Raw genomic sequence first — 15,529 nt, 5'->3', positions numbered from 1 at the left:
TCGCGGGCCGTCAGCGGCGCGGACGCTCCAGCGTGAGGAGCAGGCCGTCGACCGCGCCGGGTCCGATGCGGCCCTTGACGTCGGCGGACGTGATCGCCTTCAGGGCCCAGCCGTCCTCGGCGTGCTTGTTCAGGACCTTCTCCAGCTTGTCGCTGTCCAGCGCGTCTCCGATCAGGGACTCGCGGAAGGTGACGACCTTGTACTCGAGTGCGTAGGGGTTGCTCATGGCGGGGCCTTCCTGCGGAGGGACTGGCTGACAGAACAGAACCGGGGGACAGCCAACCACTCGGGCCGGGAACGGTGCCCCGCGGTTCCCGGAGGCGGCGTGGAGAAGGCCGGGGCAGGAGGTGCACATTTCACTCAATGTGCGGATCTATCCATCGTGCTAAGCTTGGTGATAGTTGCAGTTGTGGTTCCCGAAACTTCAAGTGCCTTGGCGGCCGTATGCCGTCGGGCATTTCTGTATCTCCGGTGCTTATCCGGACGGGGTTCATTGTCGCGACGCAGGGGTTCGCACAGTGCGAACCCGCGGGCACTGCCCCGAAGGAGATGACATGGCTACTGGCACCGTCAAGTGGTTCAACGCGGAAAAGGGCTTCGGCTTCATCGAGCAGGACGGGGGCGGCCCGGACGTCTTCGCTCACTACTCGAACATCGCCGCCCAGGGCTTCCGTGAGCTCCAGGAAGGCCAGAAGGTGAACTTCGACGTCACGCAGGGCCAGAAGGGCCCGCAGGCGGAGAACATCACTCCCGCCTGACGCGAAAGCGCATGACACAGTTGGGGCCCCCACCTCAGGGTGGGGCCCCAGCTTTTTTGTTTTTCTTTCTCTTTTCTTACTCCGGGCGAGGGATTTCCTTCCATCCCTTGGTCGTACGGTCATACATTCGGCTCGTTCTTGCGATTCATCCGACTGGTTCCTGTCGGGAATTCCTCGATGCGTGCCCTGTCGAGAAAGGTTCTTCATGAGCCAGGGGCGTCCCGCACCACAGGGGGAGTTCGCGCTACCGGTCACCGTCACTCCGGCGCTTCCCGAGGCCGCGACCTTCGGCGAGCTGGACATGCCGGCCGCGTTGGTGGACATGCTGACCGGCCTCGGCGTGACCGAGCCGTTCCCGATCCAGGCCGCCACCCTGCCGAACTCCCTCGCGGGGCGTGACGTCCTGGGGCGCGGGCGCACCGGATCGGGCAAGACGCTCGCCTTCGGCCTGGCGCTCCTCGTGCGCACGGCCGGACAGCGTGCCGAGGCGCGCAAGCCGCTGGCCCTCGTCCTCGTCCCCACGCGCGAGCTGGCCCAGCAGGTCGCCGATGTGCTCACCCCGTACGCCCGGCTGCTGAAGCTGCGGCTGGCCACGGTGGTCGGCGGCATCTCGATCAGCAGGCAGGCAGCCGCTCTGCGCGACGGGGCCGAGGTCGTGATCGCGACACCCGGCCGCCTCACGGATCTCGTGGAGCGCAAGGCGTGCCGCCTGGACCGGGTGAGCATCACCGTCCTGGACGAGGCCGACCAGATGGCCGACATGGGCTTCCTGCCCCAGGTCACCGCACTGCTGGACCAGGTGCGCCCCGACGGCCAGCGCATGCTGTTCTCGGCCACGCTGGACCGCAACATCGACCTGCTGGTCCGGCAGTACCTCCATGACCCGGTGGTCCACTCGGTCGACCCGTCGGCGGGCGCCGTCACCACGATGGAGCACCACGTGCTGCAGGTGCACGGCGCCGACAAGCACGCCACCGCCACCGAGATCGCCGCCCGCGAAGGGCGCGTGCTCATGTTCCTGGACACCAAGCACGCGGTCGACCAGTTCACCAGGCATCTGCTGGGCAGCGGCGTCAGGGCCGCGGCCCTGCACGGCGGCAAGTCGCAGCCCCAGCGCACCCACACCCTGGCCCGGTTCAAGGACGGCCAGGTGACGGTGCTGGTCGCCACCAACGTCGCGGCCCGGGGCCTGCACATCGACGACCTCGACCTCGTCGTCAACGTCGACCCGCCCAGCGACCACAAGGACTACCTGCACCGCGGTGGCCGAACCGCCCGCGCCGGTGAGTCCGGGGTCGTCGTCACGCTGGTCCTGCCCAACCAGCGCCGGGACATGGCCCGTCTCCTGTCCGACGCGGGCATCAGGCCGCAGGTCACGCAGGTCCGCTCCGGCGAGGCCGCGCTGAGCCGGATCACCGGCGCGCAGGCTCCCTCCGGTGTCCCCGTCGGCGGCGCCGAGCCGGCCGCGGATCGCGCGAAGCGTGGCGGTGCTCCCTTCCGCGGCATGGGCACCCGTCCGGGGCGTGCCGGCCGGTCCGGCGGCGAGTCGCGCCGGTCCGCCGAGGCCCGCCTGACGGCCGAGGCCCGCAAGGCCGCCCGGATCCGCCGTGGCTCGTAGGCCGGACCCTTCCGGCAGCCGCGGCGGCGGCAGTGACAGCGGCGACGGCGACGGCAACGGCCCCGCCGTCTCCCGGAGCGCGTTCGACGCGCTCTTCGAGGCGGTGCGCACCTGGGGCCGCTGGGACCCGGCCGACCGCGGCGCCTGGAACCGGGTGACCGCGGACCATGTACGGCGGGCCGCCGCCCGGGTGCGGTCCGGGAAGGTCGTGCCGATGGCCCTGCCCTGGGACGTCCGGCCCGGCCCCGACAACCCCAGGCCCGCCCTGCACCACATGACCGACCTCGGTGACGTGGAGAGCCCGGAACCCTCCGTCCACAAGGACTTCATCGCCGCCGACTACCACGGCAGGAGCGTCACCCACCTCGACGCGCTCTCCCACATCGCCTTTCGGGGACGGCTCTACGACGGCCGTGCGGCGCGCGAGGCCGTCGACGCCGGAGGCGCCCGCTTCGGCGCGGTGCCGGCGCTCGGGGCCCTCGTGACGACCGGAGTGCTCCTGGACCTCCCCGCCGTCCTCGGCGTCCGCTGGCTGGAGCCCGGCCGGGCGGTGCGCGCGAAGGACGTCCTCGCCGCGGAGCGGGCGCTCGGGGTGACGATCGGCGAGGGGGACGGCGTGCTGCTGCGCACCGGGCACGTCCGCCGCCGCGCGGAACTCGGCGCCTGGGACTCCGGCGCGCGGAGCGCGGGCTTCCACGTGGACGCCGTACCCCTGCTGGCCGAGCGGGGTGTCGCGGTGATCGGGAGCGACGGCGACAGCGACGTACGGCCCTCGCCGGTGGAGGGCGTGCACGCGCCGGTGCATGCGCTGGCCCTCGCCGCGATGGGGGTGCCGCTGCTGGACAACCTCGACCTGGAGGCACTCTCCGGGGCGGCAGCGGAGGCCGGGCGGTACGAGTTCATGATCGTGGTGACTCCGCTGAACATCCCGGGCGGGACGGGTTCGCCGGTCACCCCGGTCGCGGTCCTCTGACGGTCACGCAGGTCCCCATGGGGCGACGGTCACGCGGGTCCCCGTGCTCCGACGGTCGCGCGGATCCCCGTGCTCCGACGGTCGCCCCGGTCGCCGTCCTCCGGGGGTCGGCCCGGGCGGGGCCGACCGTGTGCGCGGTCAGGCGCGTCGTGACTAGTGCCCCTTATGTCCGTATCCTCGGCAATGTCAGTTTCTTCGCGAAATCCGGAATGCCGTGGGCGTGAGCGAGGCGAGACGTGGTTCGGTCCGGCCGAGAACCGATACCGCCGGGGCGGGTGACGGACGGCACGGGGCCCGTCCGTTTCCGTGAACGGTTTCTCCAGGGAGAACCGGTCGCGCAGGGGCGTGTGCGCACGTCGATCCTGGACTCGTGGCAACGCTGCCGCACCCTGGGCCTCTCCCCGGACAGGTCGGACCTGCCCTTCCGGGAGGATTTCGACCCGGAGGGCCGGATCGTCCGCGCGGCCGTGCCGGTGCTGGACCGGTTGCAGTACCGGTTCTCCGGCAGCGAGATCAACATCTCCGTCGCCGACGCCGACGGCACCGTCCTCCTGCGCCGCTTCGGGCAGGCCTCGCTGGCCGCCCGCCTCCCGGCGATCCAGCGCGTGCCGGGCTTCGTGTTCGCCGAGCGGTTCGCCGGCACCAACGGCATCGGCCTCGCCCTGGCGGAGCGCCGGTTCATCCGGGTGCATGGCGCCGAGCACTTCGCGGAGCGCTCCCAGCGGAGCGCCTGCGTCGCACTGCCGGTCCGTGACCCGCTCAGCGGGCGGATAGAGGGCGTGCTGTGCTTCGGCTATCCGCGCAACGCCGACAGCCCGGCGCTGGGTGTCGTCATCCGCAAGGCGGCACAGGCCGTGGAACGGCGGCTGCTGGGGCAGAGTTCCGCGCGCGAGCGCGCGCTGCTGCGGGCGTACCTGGCCACGGGCACCGAGGCCGCCGGCGGTCCGCCGCGCGGTGTCGCGTTGGACGAACCCGCCCTCGGGCTCTCCCCCCGTGACCGGGCGATCCTCCTGGAACGGGCCGCCGAACTGATCTCCCGCGGACAGCGGGCCGCGGTCGACGTGACCCTGCCCCATGGCCGGCGGGTCGCGCTGGTGAGCCGTCCGATGACGAGCGCCTCGGGGGTGGCCGGTGTCGCCATCGAGGTCGTCCTTCCCGGCCTGCCGCCGGTCGAGCCCCGGGCCGCCATCCCGCACCAGGGCGACACGCTGCCGGGCTTCGCCGCCGCCCCCGCCGTCGTCGCAGCCGTCTCCCGGCTCGCGTCGCTCACCGCCGGCTCGCCGGGCCGACGCGTCCCGACCTCCGTGCCCGGCGGCGGCGTGATGATCGACGGCATCGGCGCCGAACCGCCGCCTCCGGCGCCTGCGACCGGGCCCGCCGACGACGCCCGGCACGCCGAACACACCGCATACACGGAACACGCCGCACCCGCCGGACGACCGCTGTTCGCCCCCCTGCCCGAAGACGCCGGACGCGCCGGCCAAGCCGGCCACGGCAGCCGAGCCGGCCACGGCAGCCGAACCGGTCGCACCGACCAGGCCGGCCACGCCGAGCCACCCCCCTCCGCCCGAGGCCTCGTCCTGGTCGGTGAGCCCCACGTCGGCGCGTACGCCGTGGCCGCCCGGCGTCGTCTGGAGCTGCTGTCCGAGGCCAGCGCCCGTATCGGCACCACCCTGGACGTGCGCCGCACCGCCGAGGAGCTCGCCGAGACGGCGGTCCCGAGGCTCGCCGACTACGTCACCGTCGACCTGCCCGAGGCCGTGCTGCGGGGCGAGGAGTCCGGTGATCCGCTCGGCGACCTGCGCCGCACGGTGGTCCACGGGCTCCGTCGCGACCTCCCCTTCATGCCGGCCGGCAGGCGGATCGAGTTCGGCCCGACCGCGCCCCAGCTGCGCTGTCTGACCGGCGGCCGGGCGGAGCTGGAACCGGATCTGAAGGTCGCCGCGGGCTGGCTCGCTCAGGACCCCGAGCACACCGCACAGCTGCTGGCCCATGTGCACTCGCTGATCGCCGTACCCCTCCTCGCGCGCGGGGTCGTCCTGGGGGTCGCCAGCTTCTACCGCGCCCAGGATCCCGCCCCCTTCGGTGACGACGACCGGTCGCTGGCGCAGGAACTCGCCAACCGTGCCGCCCTGTCCATCGACAACGCACGGCGCTACACCCGCGAGCGTGCGACGGTCCTGGCGCTCCAGCGCAGGCTCCTGCCGCACGGTCTGCCCGACCAGGACGCCGTCGAGGTCGCCCACCGCTATCTCCCCGCCGAATCCGATGTCGGCGGCGACTGGTACGACGTCATCCCGCTCTCCGGGGCCCGCATCGGACTCCTGGTCGGCGACGTCGTCGGGCACGGCATGCTCTCCGCCGCCACCATGGGCCGGCTGCGCACCGCCGCCCGCAGCTTCGCGGAACTCGACTTCCCGCCGGACGAGGTCCTCGCCCACCTCGACAACCTCGTGGGGCGCATGGACCGCGACGACCCGGACGGAGAGGGCGTCGGCATCATCGGCGCGACCTGTCTGTACGTGATCTACGACCCGACCGCGCAGTGCTGCGTGATGGCCCGCGCCGGCCATCCGCCGCCCGCCCTGGTCCGCCCCGACGGCACCGTCTCGTACCCCGAACTGCCCGCCGGGCCCCCGCTCGGCCTCGGCGGGCTGCCGTTCGACGCGGTCGAGATCGACGTCCCCGAGGACAGTCAGCTGGTCCTCTACACCGACGGGCTCATCGAGGACCGCCACCGCGATGTGGACCTCGTCCTCGACCAGTTGCGCGGCGCGCTGGCCCACCATCCGGAACGCAGCCCCGAGGACACCTGTCAGGCGATCCTGGACAGCGTGGCGCCCGCCCACCCCTGCGACGACATCGCCCTGCTCGTGGCCCGCACCCACGCCCTGGACCCCGGCCGGATCGCCGCCTGGGAGTTGGCCCCCGATCCGTCCCTCGTCGGTGAGGTCCGCGCCTCCGCGATGCGGCAACTGGCCGACTGGGGCCTCGAGGAGACGGCGTTCGCCGCCGAGCTGATCCTGAGCGAGCTGGTCACCAACGCCATCCGGCACGGCTCCGGGACCGTCCGGGTACGGCTGCTGCATCACCGCACGCTGATCTGCGAGGTCTCCGACAGCAGCAACACCGCCCCGCACCTGCGTCAGGCCGCGCTCAGCGACGAGGGCGGACGTGGCCTGTTCCTCGTCGCGCAGCTGGCGCGGACCTGGGGGACCCGCCATCTGCCGGAGGGCAAGGTCATCTGGGCCGAATGCGGGCTCGACGGCGCGTGACACGGAACCGGCGCCCGGAATGTCGTAAACAATGACATTCGCCCGGCTACTATCCCCGTGAACAGGCCGACCCCCGGAGATGTCCCGTGCACGACACTCCCGACCCGTCCGTGGCGACCCCCGCCGGAGCGGAAGCCGTGGTCAGCATCCGAGGGCTCGGCAAGCGTTTCGGCGGGACCGTCGCCCTGGACGGTGTCGATCTCGACGTCCACGCCGGCAGCGTCCTCGCCCTCCTCGGACCCAACGGGGCCGGGAAGTCCACGCTCATCAAGGTGCTCGCCGGCGTCCACCGCGCCGACACGGGCCGCGTCACCGTCGACGGGCACCCGCTCGGCAGCCATGCCGCCGCCCGCGCCATGTCCTTCATCCACCAGGACCTCGGCCTGGTGGAGTGGATGACCGTCGCCGAGAACATCGCCCTGAGCGCCGGCTATCCGCGCCGCGCCGGACTGATCTCCTGGCGGCGGACCCGGGAGCGCGGCGCCGACGCCCTGCGGACCGTCGCCGCGCACCTGGACCCCGACACCCCGATCGCCCGCCTCGCCCCGGCCGAGCGCTCGCTCGTCGCGATCGCCAGGGCCCTCGCGACGGACGCGCGGCTCATCGTCCTGGACGAGCCGACCGCCCGCCTCCCCGCCACCGACTGCGCCCGGCTCTTCGACGTCCTGCACGGGCTGCGCGACCGCGGCCACGCCCTCCTCTACGTGAGTCACCGCCTCGACGAGGTGTACCAGGTCGCCGACGCCTTCGCCGTGCTGCGGGACGGCCGGCTCGTCAGCCGCGGGCCGCTGGCCGGCCACAGCCCCGCCCGCCTCGTGCACGACATCGTCGGCGAGCAGCCGGCCGACCACCCGCCCGCCGCCCCGGCCGACGCCACCGGACCGGCCGTCCTCACCCTCGACGGCGTACGCACCACGGGCGCGGGACCGGTGAGCCTGGAGCTGCGCGCGGGGGAGGCACTGGGGCTGGTCGGCCTCTCGGGCGCCGGGCAGAGCGCCCTGGGCCGCGCCCTGGCCGGCGCCCGCCCGCTGCTCGGCGGACGCGCCTTGCTCGACGGACGGCCCTACCGCCCCCGCACGGTCGCCGACGCCGTCGCGCGCGGGGTCGGCCTGGTCCCCGGCGACCGGCTGCGCGAGGGCTGCCTCCCCCGGCTGACCGTACGGGAGAACCTCCTGGCCAACCCCCGGGCCGCGGGCCGGCCGGCGTCGCGCCGGATCCGTCCGCGCCGCGAACGCGCCGAGGCCGCCCGTCTCATCGCACGGTTCGCGGTGCGCCCCGGCGACAGTGAGGCCCCCGTCGCCACGCTGTCCGGCGGCAACCAGCAGAAGGTCATGATCGGCCGCTGGCTCCCGGCCGGCCCGCGCCTGCTGATCCTGGAGGAGCCGACCGCGAGCGTGGACATCGGCGCCAAGGCCACGATCCACCGGCTGCTCGCCGAGGCGCTGGCCCAGGGGCTCGCCGTGCTGCTCGTCTCCACCGACTCCGAGGAGGTCGTGGGCGTCTGCCGACGCGCCCTGGTCCTCGTCCGCGGGACGGTGACGGCCGAGCTGAGCGGCCCGTCCCTCACCGTGGCCGCGCTCACCCGCGCCGCCTCGGCCCTGCCCCCGCCCGCGACCGGATCCCGCCCATGACGGCCCGGCGCCCGCGCCGGCCCGCTGGGCACCTCATCGGCGCCTATGGACTGCTCGCCCTCACCGCCCTGCTCGTCCTGGTCTTCTCCCTCGCCCTGCCGCGCACCTTCCCCACCCTCGACACCGTCGACTCGATCCTGTCCAACCAGTCCATCCCGGCCATCCTCGCGCTCGCCGCGATGGTCCCCATCGTCACCGGCGCCTTCGACCTCTCCCTCGGCTACGGCCTCGGCCTGGCCCACGTCATGGTGCTGCGCCTCATCGTCGACGAGGGCTGGCCCTGGCCGCTCGCCTGTCTCACGGTGATCGCCGGCGGCGCCGCCGTGGGCGTCCTCAACGGTGTCGTCGTCGAGTTCGGCCGGATCGACTCCTTCATCGCCACCCTCGGCACCGGCAGCATGATGTACGCCGTCACCGGCTGGATCACCGACGGCAGCCGGATCGTTCCCGGCCCCCAAGGCCTGCCGCCGGCCTTCACCGACCTCTACGACTCCACGTTCCTCGGCCTCCCGGTCCCCGCCTTCTACGTGCTCGCCCTCGCCGCCGTGCTCTGGCTGGTCCTGGAACGGCTTCCGCTGGGCCGCTGCCTGTACGTCGTCGGCTCCAACCCGCGCGCCGCCGACCTCGTCGGCATCCCGACCCGCACGTACACCGTGTACGCGTTCACCGCGTCGGGGCTGATCGTCGGCTGTGCCGGGGTGCTGCTCGCCGCCCAGCAGCAGATCGGCAATCCGAGCGTCGGCCTCGACTATCTGCTGCCCGCCTTCGTCGGCGCCCTCCTCGGCGCCACGGCGATCAGACCGGGCAGGCCCAACGCCCTCGGCACCGTCGTGGCCGTCGCCGTCCTGGCCGTCGGCCTCACCGGCATCGGCCAACTGGGCGGCGACTTCTGGACGGTCCCGCTGTTCTACGGCGGCACCCTGCTCCTCGCCGTCGGGCTGGCCGGATACGCGGCCCGCCGCCGGCTGCGCGGCGGCACCGGCACCGCCGTGGACTCCGGCACCGGGCCGCCGCCCGCCCCGGCGGTCCCGCCCTGACCGCCCGCGTTCGCCCCCACCCCCTGCCCCTCACTCCGCCCCCACCCTGCCCCTCGCTCTCCCGCTCGTTCCCCCACGAGGAGTCCCCGTGGACGGCCACCGCAGCGCCACCTCCGGCACCCATGGCACCCCCGGCACGGCCCGCACGGTGCTGCTCGCCTGCTGCGCCCTGCTGGCCGCGGCGAGCGTCCTGGCCGGATGCGAACGCGGATCGTCGCGCGGAACCGAGGAGTCGGCCACCGGCCCGAGCGGCTGCCCCGCCGCCCACAGCCGGGCCCGGGCCGCCGTCACCCGGGCGCAGGCGACCGACGTGCCCTGGAGCGGACCGACCACCGGCCCCCGGGCGGTGACCGGCAAGACGCTCGTCTATGTGGCCCAGACCATGACCAACCCCGGTGTCGCGGGCGCCGCCGACGGGGTGGAGGAGGCCGCGCGGGTCATCGGATGGAACGTCCGGGTGATCGACGGCGGCGGTACGCCCGCAGGAATCCAGGCGGCGATGAGCGAGGCCGTGGCCCTCAGGCCCTCGGGCATCGTGATCGGCGGGTTCGACCCCAACGCGACATCACGGCAGGTCACGCGCGCCGACGAGCAGGGCATCCCGCTCATCGGCTGGCACGCGGTCGCCGCCCCCGGCCCCAGCGGCCGGCCCCCGCTCTTCACCAACGTCACCACCCGCGTCGAGGAGGTGGCCCGGATCAGCGCGCAGTGGGTCATCGCGGACTCCGGCGGGCGCGCCGGGGCCGTGGTCATCACCGACGCCTCGATCCCCTTCGCCCGGAACAAGTCCGAGCTGATCAGGGACGAACTCGCCACCTGCCGGGGCGTGCGGCTCCTGGCCTACGAGAACATCCCGATCCCGGACGCGAGCACCCGCACCCCGCCTGAGATCTCCTCCCTCCTCGCCCGGTTCGGGAGCGCGTGGACCCACTCCGTGGCCATCAACGACCTCTACTTCGCCGACGCGGCCCCGGCCTTCCGCGCGGCCGGCGCGAAGGGCGCGGGACCACCCCGCAACATCGGCGCGGGGGACGGCGACCCGTCCGCCTTCCAGCGGATCAACAGCGAGCAGTACCAGGCCGCCACCGTGCCCGAGCCGCTGTCCCAGCAGGGCTGGCAGATCGTCGACGAGTTCAACCGCGCCTTCTCCGGCGACCCCGCCACCGGCTACACGGCCCCCGTGCACATCGCCACGGCCGCCAACAGCGAGGGCGCCACGGCCTGGGACCCCTCGGGCTACCGGGAGGCGTACCGCGCGATCTGGGGCAGGTGACATGGGGTCAGTCCGACGGCAGAAACTCGCTCAGGGCGTCGATCAGCGCGTCGAGCGCGGGCTGCGCCGAGGTGCGGTCGGTCATGACCGTACGGCCGTCGAAGCGCAGGAGGTACTGGAACATGTCGGCCGCCCCCTGGCCCGTCGAGATGTCGGGGACGTCGTCCAGCGCGGGGTCCCCCAGCAGCGTGCGCAGCTCGGTGAACCGGGCGTCGGTGAGGTCGTGCACCGTGGCCCCGCCCCGGTCGGTGGTGCGTACGGTGCCGTCGCCGCGCAGGACCACCTCGTGGTGGACGCCGGCGAAACCGCCGGTGACCGTCATCGTCACCAGTGTCCGGCCGGGCCCGGTGACGGGCACCGGCGTCGGCGTCGCGGAGACCGGGACCGAGGCGGAGGGCGAGGACGAGGGAGAGGGCGAAGGGGGCGTGGAAGGGGACGCGGAGACCGTGGCGGACGCCGTGTCCTTCGCGTCCGCGGTGCCCCCGTCGTTCCCGTCGCCCCCCGAGGAGCAGCCGGCCAGGGTCAGCACACCGGACGCGCACACCGCCACCACCGTCGCCCTGGCCGTACCCCTCGCGAGCACCATGTCCCCCCACCGTGCCGATCGCTGAAGAACCGTCACATCAGACTGTCATGCTGTGAGTCCCGTCGCGAGTCCGTGTTCCGCCCAGGAGGTCCGATGCCCGAGCCGTCCGTTCTCGCCGCGCTGGTGTCCGCGTTGCGCGGCGGGTCGATCGACGTGGTCGATCTGACCTCCCCGCTGTCGTCGGGGACACCGGTGATCCAGCTGCCGCCCCCGTTCGGGCAGACGGCGGTGTTCGAGCTGGAGGAGATCAGCCGCTACGACGACCGGGGGCCGGCCTGGTACTGGAACAACTTCCGCAGCGGCGAGCACACCGGCACCCACTTCGACGCCCCGAACCACTGGGTGACCGGCAAGGACCTCGACGACGTGGCGTCCGTACCGGCGGGCCGGCTGATCGCACCGGCCGCCGTGCTGGACTTCACCGCCGAGGCGCGGACCGACCCGGACTTCCTCGTGGAGGTCGACCACGTGAAGGCCTGGGAGGCCGAGCACGGGCCGCTGCCCGAGGACGGCTGGCTGTTGCTGCGGACCGGCTGGGACGCCCGCGCCCACTCCCAGGAGACGTTCCTCAACGCCGACGAGAACGGCCCGCACACCCCCGGCCTCTCGCCGGAGTGCGCCCGCTGGGTGGCCGAGGAGGCGCCCGTGATCGGCCTCGGGGTCGAGACGGTGGGCACCGACGCCGGCCGGGCCCACGGCTTCGACCCGGCCTTCCCCTGCCACTCCCACCTGATGGGCAGCGGCAAGTACGGGCTGACCCAGCTGCGGAATCTCGGCATGCTGCCGCCCACCGGAAGTGTCGTCGTCGCCGGGCCGCTGCCCATCGTCACCGGATCCGGGGCGCCCGCCCGGGTGCTCGCGCTGGTGGAGCGCCCGTGAAGGTCGCGGAGGCCGTCGGACGCGCCCTGGCCGCCGCCGGGGTCCGGCAGGTCTTCGGTGTGGTCGGATCCGGCAACTTCCATCTCACCAACGCCCTGGTCGCCGCCGGGGCGCGCTTCGTCGCCGCCCGGCACGAGGGCGGCGCGGCCACGATGGCCGACGCGTACGCGCGGGTCAGCGGCACCGTGGCCGCGCTGAGCGTGCACCAGGGGCCCGGTCTGACCAACGCCCTGACCGGCGTCGCCGAGGCGGCCAAGAGCCGTACCCCGCTGCTGGTGCTGGCGGCGGAGGTCACCGAGCCGCGCTCCAACTTCCACATCGACCAGGAGGCGCTGGCCCGGGCGGTGGGCGCGGTACCGCTGCGGATCACCACCGCGGGGGAGGCGGTGGCACAGGCCCTGGACGCCGTCCGGCGCGCCACGCACGACCGGCGCACCGTGCTCCTCAACCTCCCCCTGGCCGTGCAGGCCCTGGACGTGCCCGACGACGCGCCCGGGCGGGCCGCGCCGCCTCCCGCCCGGCAGCCGGTCGAGCCGACGGCGGCGGACGTGACGGCGCTCGCCCGGCTTCTCGAACGGTCCCGGCGGCCGGTCTTCGTGGCCGGCCGGGGCGCCCGCTCGCCCGGTGCCAGGGACGCCCTGGAGGCCCTCGCCGACCGTTACGGCGCCCTGCTGGCGACCTCGGCGGTGGCCCGCGGCCTCTTCCACGGCAACCCGTGGTCGCTCGACGTGTCCGGCGGATTCGCCTCGCCCCTGGCGGCCGAACTGATCGCGGACTCGGACCTGATCGTGGGCTGGGGCTGCGCCCTCAACATGTGGACCATGCGGCACGGCACCCTGATCGGGCCCGGCACGACCGTGGTCCAGGTGGACGACGACCCTTCGGCGCTCGGCGTCCACCGGGAGATCCGGCTGGGTGTCACCGGCGACGTCGAACGCACCGCGCGACGTGCCCTCGACACCGCCGGCCCGCGGCGCCCCGGCCGGCGGACCGCCGAGATCGCCGAGGCGGTAGCCGCCCGGCTGCTGTGGCGGGACGTGCCGTACGAGGACACCGGCGACGCGGAGCGCATCGACCCGCGCACCCTGAACATCGGCCTCGACGACCTCCTGCCCGCGGAGCGGGTGATCGGCGTGGACTCCGGGAACTTCATGGGCTACCCGACCATGTACCTCTCGGTGCCGGACGAGAACGGCCTCTGCTTCACCCAGGCATTCCAGTCGATCGGCCTGGGCCTCGCCACCGCCATCGGCGCGGCCCTGGCCCGCCCGGACCGGCTGGCGGTCGCCGTGCTCGGGGACGGCGGCGCGCTGATGGGGGCCGGCGAACTCGACACCGTCCGCAGGCTCGGGCTGCCGATGCTGGTCGTCGTCCACAACGACGACGCCTACGGCGCCGAGGTGCACCACTTCGGACCCCACGGCCATCCCCTCGGCACGGTCGAGTTCCCGGCGACGGACATCGCCGCCGTGGCCCGGGGATACGGCTTCGAAGCGGTCACCGTACGCACCCCGGGCGACCTGCGGGCCGTCGAGGACTGGCTCGCCGGTCCCCGCTCGGCACCCCTGCTCGTCGACGCCAAGGTGGTGGCCGACCGGGGGTCGTGGTGGCTGGAGGAGGCGTTCCGCGGGCACTGAGCGGACGGCGGGTCAGCCCAGCGCCCGGTCCAGGTTGAACGCCGCGCTGATCAGCGCCAGATGGGTGAACGCCTGCGGGAAGTTGCCCTGTTGCTCGCCGGTGTGGCTGATCTCCTCGGCGTACAGGCCGAGATGGTTGGCGTAGGTCAGCATCTTCTCGAAGGCCAGCCGGGCCTCGTCCAGCCGTCCGGCGTGCACCAGGGCCTCGACGTACCAGAAGGAGCAGATGGAGAACGTGCCCTCGTCGCCGTGGAGTCCGTCGGGGCTGGAGCGCGGGTCGTAGCGGTAGACGAGGGAGTCCGACACCAGGTCCTGGGTGAGCGCGTCCAGGGTGGACAGCCACTTGGGGTCGGTCGGGGCGATGAACTTGGCCAGCGGCATCATCAGCACCGCCGCGTCCAGCACGTCCCCGTCCTCGTGCTGCACGAAGGCCCGGCGGGTCTCGGACCAGCCCCGGGTGTGGATACGCCGGTAGATCGTGTCGCGGCTCTCCTGCCAGCGGGCCAGATCGGCGGGCAGGCCGCGCCGGTTGGCCATCCGGATGGCCCGCTCGATCGCCACCCAGCACATCAGGCGCGAGTACAGGAAGTTCTTGCGGCCGCCGCGGGTCTCCCAGACACCCTCGTCCGGCTGGTCCCAGTGCTCGCAGACCCAGTCCACCAGGGCGCACACATCGTCCCACTGCGCGCTGGAGACCGGTTCGGCCCACTTGTCGTACAGATAGATGGAGTCGATCAGCGCGCCGTAGATGTCGAGCTGGAGCTGGTCCGCGGCGGCGTTGCCGACCCGCACCGGCGCGGAGCCCCGGTGCCCCTCCAGATGGCCGAGTTCGGTCTCCGTCAGATCCGTGCGCCCGTCGATGCCGTACATGATCTGGAGCGGGCCGGAGGGCTTTCCGTCGCCCGGGCTGATGTGCCGGGTCACGAACTCCATGAACGCCTCGGCCTCGCCGGTGAACCCCAGCCGCAGCAGCGCGTAGACGCAGAACGCGGCGTCGCGCACCCAGACGTACCGGTAGTCCCAGTTGCGCTCGCCGCCCAGTTGCTCGGGCAGGCTCGTGGTCGGCGCGGCGACGATCGCCCCGGTGGGCGCGTAGGTGAGCAGCTTCAGGGTGAGGGCCGAGCGGTGCACCATCTCCCGCCAGCGGCCCCGGTACCGGGAGGCGGCCAGCCAGCGCCGCCAGTACGCCACCGTCGCGGCGAACTGCTCCTCCGCCTCGGTGCGCGCGCACCGGCGTGGCGCCACCTCACCGCTGATCTGGTCGAGGGCGAACACCGCCGACTCGCCCTCGGCGAGCTTGAACTCCGCGCACACGTCCGGCCCGTCGGCCTCCAGGGCCACGGTGGAGGTCAGGGCCAGGGACAGTCCGTCGGACGCGAAGACCGCCATGTCGCCCTCCTGGCGGAGGGCGTGCGGGCGGGCGCCGTAGTCGAACCGCGGGGCCACCCGGACACGGAACGGGAGCGAGCCGCGGACGCACAGCACGCGCCGGATCAGCCGGTGCCGCTCCGCCTCGCCCGTCCCGCCGCTCAACGGCATGAAGTCCTGCACCTCGCCGACGCCGTCCTCGGTGAAGAACCGGGTGATCAGGACGTTCGTGTCGGGGAAGTAGAACTGCTTGGTGCGCGCCGGGACCGCCGCCGTCAGCGCGAAGGAACCGCCGCGTTCGGCGTCCAGGATCGAGCCGAAGACGCTCGGCGAGTCGAAGGAGGGACAGCAGTACCAGTCGATCGTGCCGTCCGTCCCCACCAGGGCCACGCTGCGCAGATCGCCGATCAGCCCGTGGTCGGCGACCGGGAGATAGCGGCCGTCCCGGCGTGCTGAGCGGTCGTCGTCCGACGCGTACGTCATCGCAGTCTCCC

At 73.5% G+C, this 15,529-nt stretch carries 13 protein-coding genes; 10 read left to right on the top strand and 3 right to left on the bottom strand.

What is annotated here, in order from left to right; all coding sequences use genetic code 11:
* Positions 1-10: 10 nt before the first annotated feature.
* The gene (locus tag IE275_RS24285) at positions 11-226 is read right to left on the bottom strand and encodes a DUF4177 domain-containing protein (protein WP_189713510.1); all 216 of its coding nucleotides are present in this window, start codon (positions 224-226) and stop codon (positions 11-13) included.
* Between the two features lie 328 nt (positions 227-554).
* Between IE275_RS24285 and IE275_RS24280 the strand changes: the two genes are divergently transcribed.
* The 7 genes from IE275_RS24280 (at position 555) to IE275_RS24250 (ending at position 10,565) form a co-directional block, all read left to right on the top strand.
* Positions 555-758, top strand: coding sequence for a cold-shock protein (locus IE275_RS24280; RefSeq protein ID WP_062705208.1), 204 nt, complete (start codon positions 555-557; stop codon positions 756-758).
* A gap of 205 nt (positions 759-963) precedes the next feature.
* Positions 964-2,376, top strand: coding sequence for a DEAD/DEAH box helicase (locus IE275_RS24275; protein ID WP_189713509.1), 1,413 nt, complete (start codon positions 964-966; stop codon positions 2,374-2,376).
* The gene (locus tag IE275_RS24270) at positions 2,366-3,349 is read left to right on the top strand and encodes a cyclase family protein (protein ID WP_189713508.1); all 984 of its coding nucleotides are present in this window, start codon (positions 2,366-2,368) and stop codon (positions 3,347-3,349) included. Before IE275_RS24275 ends, IE275_RS24270 begins: the two co-directional genes overlap by 11 nt.
* 236 nt (positions 3,350-3,585) lie before the next feature.
* On the top strand, positions 3,586-6,624 hold the full coding sequence (locus IE275_RS24265; RefSeq protein WP_189713507.1) for a SpoIIE family protein phosphatase: 3,039 nt from the start codon (positions 3,586-3,588) through the stop codon (positions 6,622-6,624).
* Between the two features lie 86 nt (positions 6,625-6,710).
* Entirely contained in the window at positions 6,711-8,255 is a 1,545-nt protein-coding gene (locus tag IE275_RS24260) for a sugar ABC transporter ATP-binding protein (RefSeq protein ID WP_189713506.1), read from the top strand.
* On the top strand, positions 8,252-9,292 hold the full coding sequence (locus tag IE275_RS24255; RefSeq protein WP_189713505.1) for an ABC transporter permease: 1,041 nt from the start codon (positions 8,252-8,254) through the stop codon (positions 9,290-9,292). Before IE275_RS24260 ends, IE275_RS24255 begins: the two co-directional genes overlap by 4 nt.
* A gap of 148 nt (positions 9,293-9,440) precedes the next feature.
* Positions 9,441-10,565, top strand: a complete 1,125-nt coding sequence (locus tag IE275_RS24250; RefSeq protein ID WP_229870540.1) for a substrate-binding domain-containing protein — start codon at positions 9,441-9,443, stop codon at positions 10,563-10,565.
* Positions 10,566-10,572: 7 nt separating this feature from the next.
* Here IE275_RS24250 and IE275_RS46050 read toward each other — a convergent pair whose 3' ends face one another.
* Positions 10,573-10,887 carry a hypothetical protein gene (locus IE275_RS46050; RefSeq protein ID WP_229870503.1) on the bottom strand — a complete coding sequence of 105 codons (315 nt, stop codon included), beginning with the start codon at positions 10,885-10,887 and terminating at the stop codon, positions 10,573-10,575.
* Here IE275_RS46050 and IE275_RS46045 point away from each other — a divergent pair.
* The 3 genes from IE275_RS46045 to IE275_RS24235 all read left to right on the top strand — a co-directional run bounded on the left by IE275_RS46045 (position 10,877) and on the right by IE275_RS24235 (position 13,667).
* Positions 10,877-11,176, top strand: coding sequence for a hypothetical protein (locus IE275_RS46045; RefSeq protein WP_229870498.1), 300 nt, complete (start codon positions 10,877-10,879; stop codon positions 11,174-11,176). The genes IE275_RS46050 and IE275_RS46045 overlap by 11 nt on opposite strands.
* 68 nt (positions 11,177-11,244) lie before the next feature.
* Positions 11,245-12,030 (top strand): cyclase family protein, encoded by a 786-nt coding sequence (locus IE275_RS24240; protein WP_189713503.1) that lies wholly within the window; start codon positions 11,245-11,247, stop codon positions 12,028-12,030.
* Positions 12,027-13,667 carry a thiamine pyrophosphate-binding protein gene (locus IE275_RS24235; protein WP_189713502.1) on the top strand — a complete coding sequence of 547 codons (1,641 nt, stop codon included), beginning with the start codon at positions 12,027-12,029 and terminating at the stop codon, positions 13,665-13,667. Before IE275_RS24240 ends, IE275_RS24235 begins: the two co-directional genes overlap by 4 nt.
* A 12-nt stretch (positions 13,668-13,679) precedes the next feature.
* Here IE275_RS24235 and IE275_RS24230 read toward each other — a convergent pair whose 3' ends face one another.
* Positions 13,680-15,518: a glycoside hydrolase family 15 protein gene (locus IE275_RS24230; protein WP_189713501.1), complete on the bottom strand. Its 1,839-nt coding sequence runs from the start codon at positions 15,516-15,518 to the stop codon at positions 13,680-13,682.
* Positions 15,519-15,529: the final 11 nt, after the last annotated feature.

The sequence above is a fragment of the Streptomyces phaeofaciens genome (genome assembly GCF_014648915.1).
In the GTDB taxonomy this organism is placed as follows: domain Bacteria; phylum Actinomycetota; class Actinomycetes; order Streptomycetales; family Streptomycetaceae; genus Streptomyces; species Streptomyces phaeofaciens.
The sequence above is the reverse complement of the archived record's forward strand: the minus strand, read 5'-3'. Positions and strand labels throughout refer to the sequence as shown.

What these genes read in the sequence shown, in the direction of transcription:
- IE275_RS24285 (WP_189713510.1), bottom strand. Translation starts at nt 226, where the DNA reads ATGAGCAACCCCTACGCACTCGAGTACAAGGTCGTCACCTTCCGCGAG.
- IE275_RS24280 (WP_062705208.1), top strand. Translation starts at nt 555, where the DNA reads ATGGCTACTGGCACCGTCAAGTGGTTCAACGCGGAAAAGGGCTTCGGC.
- IE275_RS46050 (WP_229870503.1), bottom strand. Translation starts at nt 10,887, where the DNA reads ATGACGGTCACCGGCGGTTTCGCCGGCGTCCACCACGAGGTGGTCCTG.
- IE275_RS24255 (WP_189713505.1), top strand. Translation starts at nt 8,252, where the DNA reads ATGACGGCCCGGCGCCCGCGCCGGCCCGCTGGGCACCTCATCGGCGCC.
- IE275_RS24240 (WP_189713503.1), top strand. Translation starts at nt 11,245, where the DNA reads ATGCCCGAGCCGTCCGTTCTCGCCGCGCTGGTGTCCGCGTTGCGCGGC.
- IE275_RS24275 (WP_189713509.1), top strand. Translation starts at nt 964, where the DNA reads ATGAGCCAGGGGCGTCCCGCACCACAGGGGGAGTTCGCGCTACCGGTC.
- IE275_RS24230 (WP_189713501.1), bottom strand. Translation starts at nt 15,518, where the DNA reads ATGACGTACGCGTCGGACGACGACCGCTCAGCACGCCGGGACGGCCGC.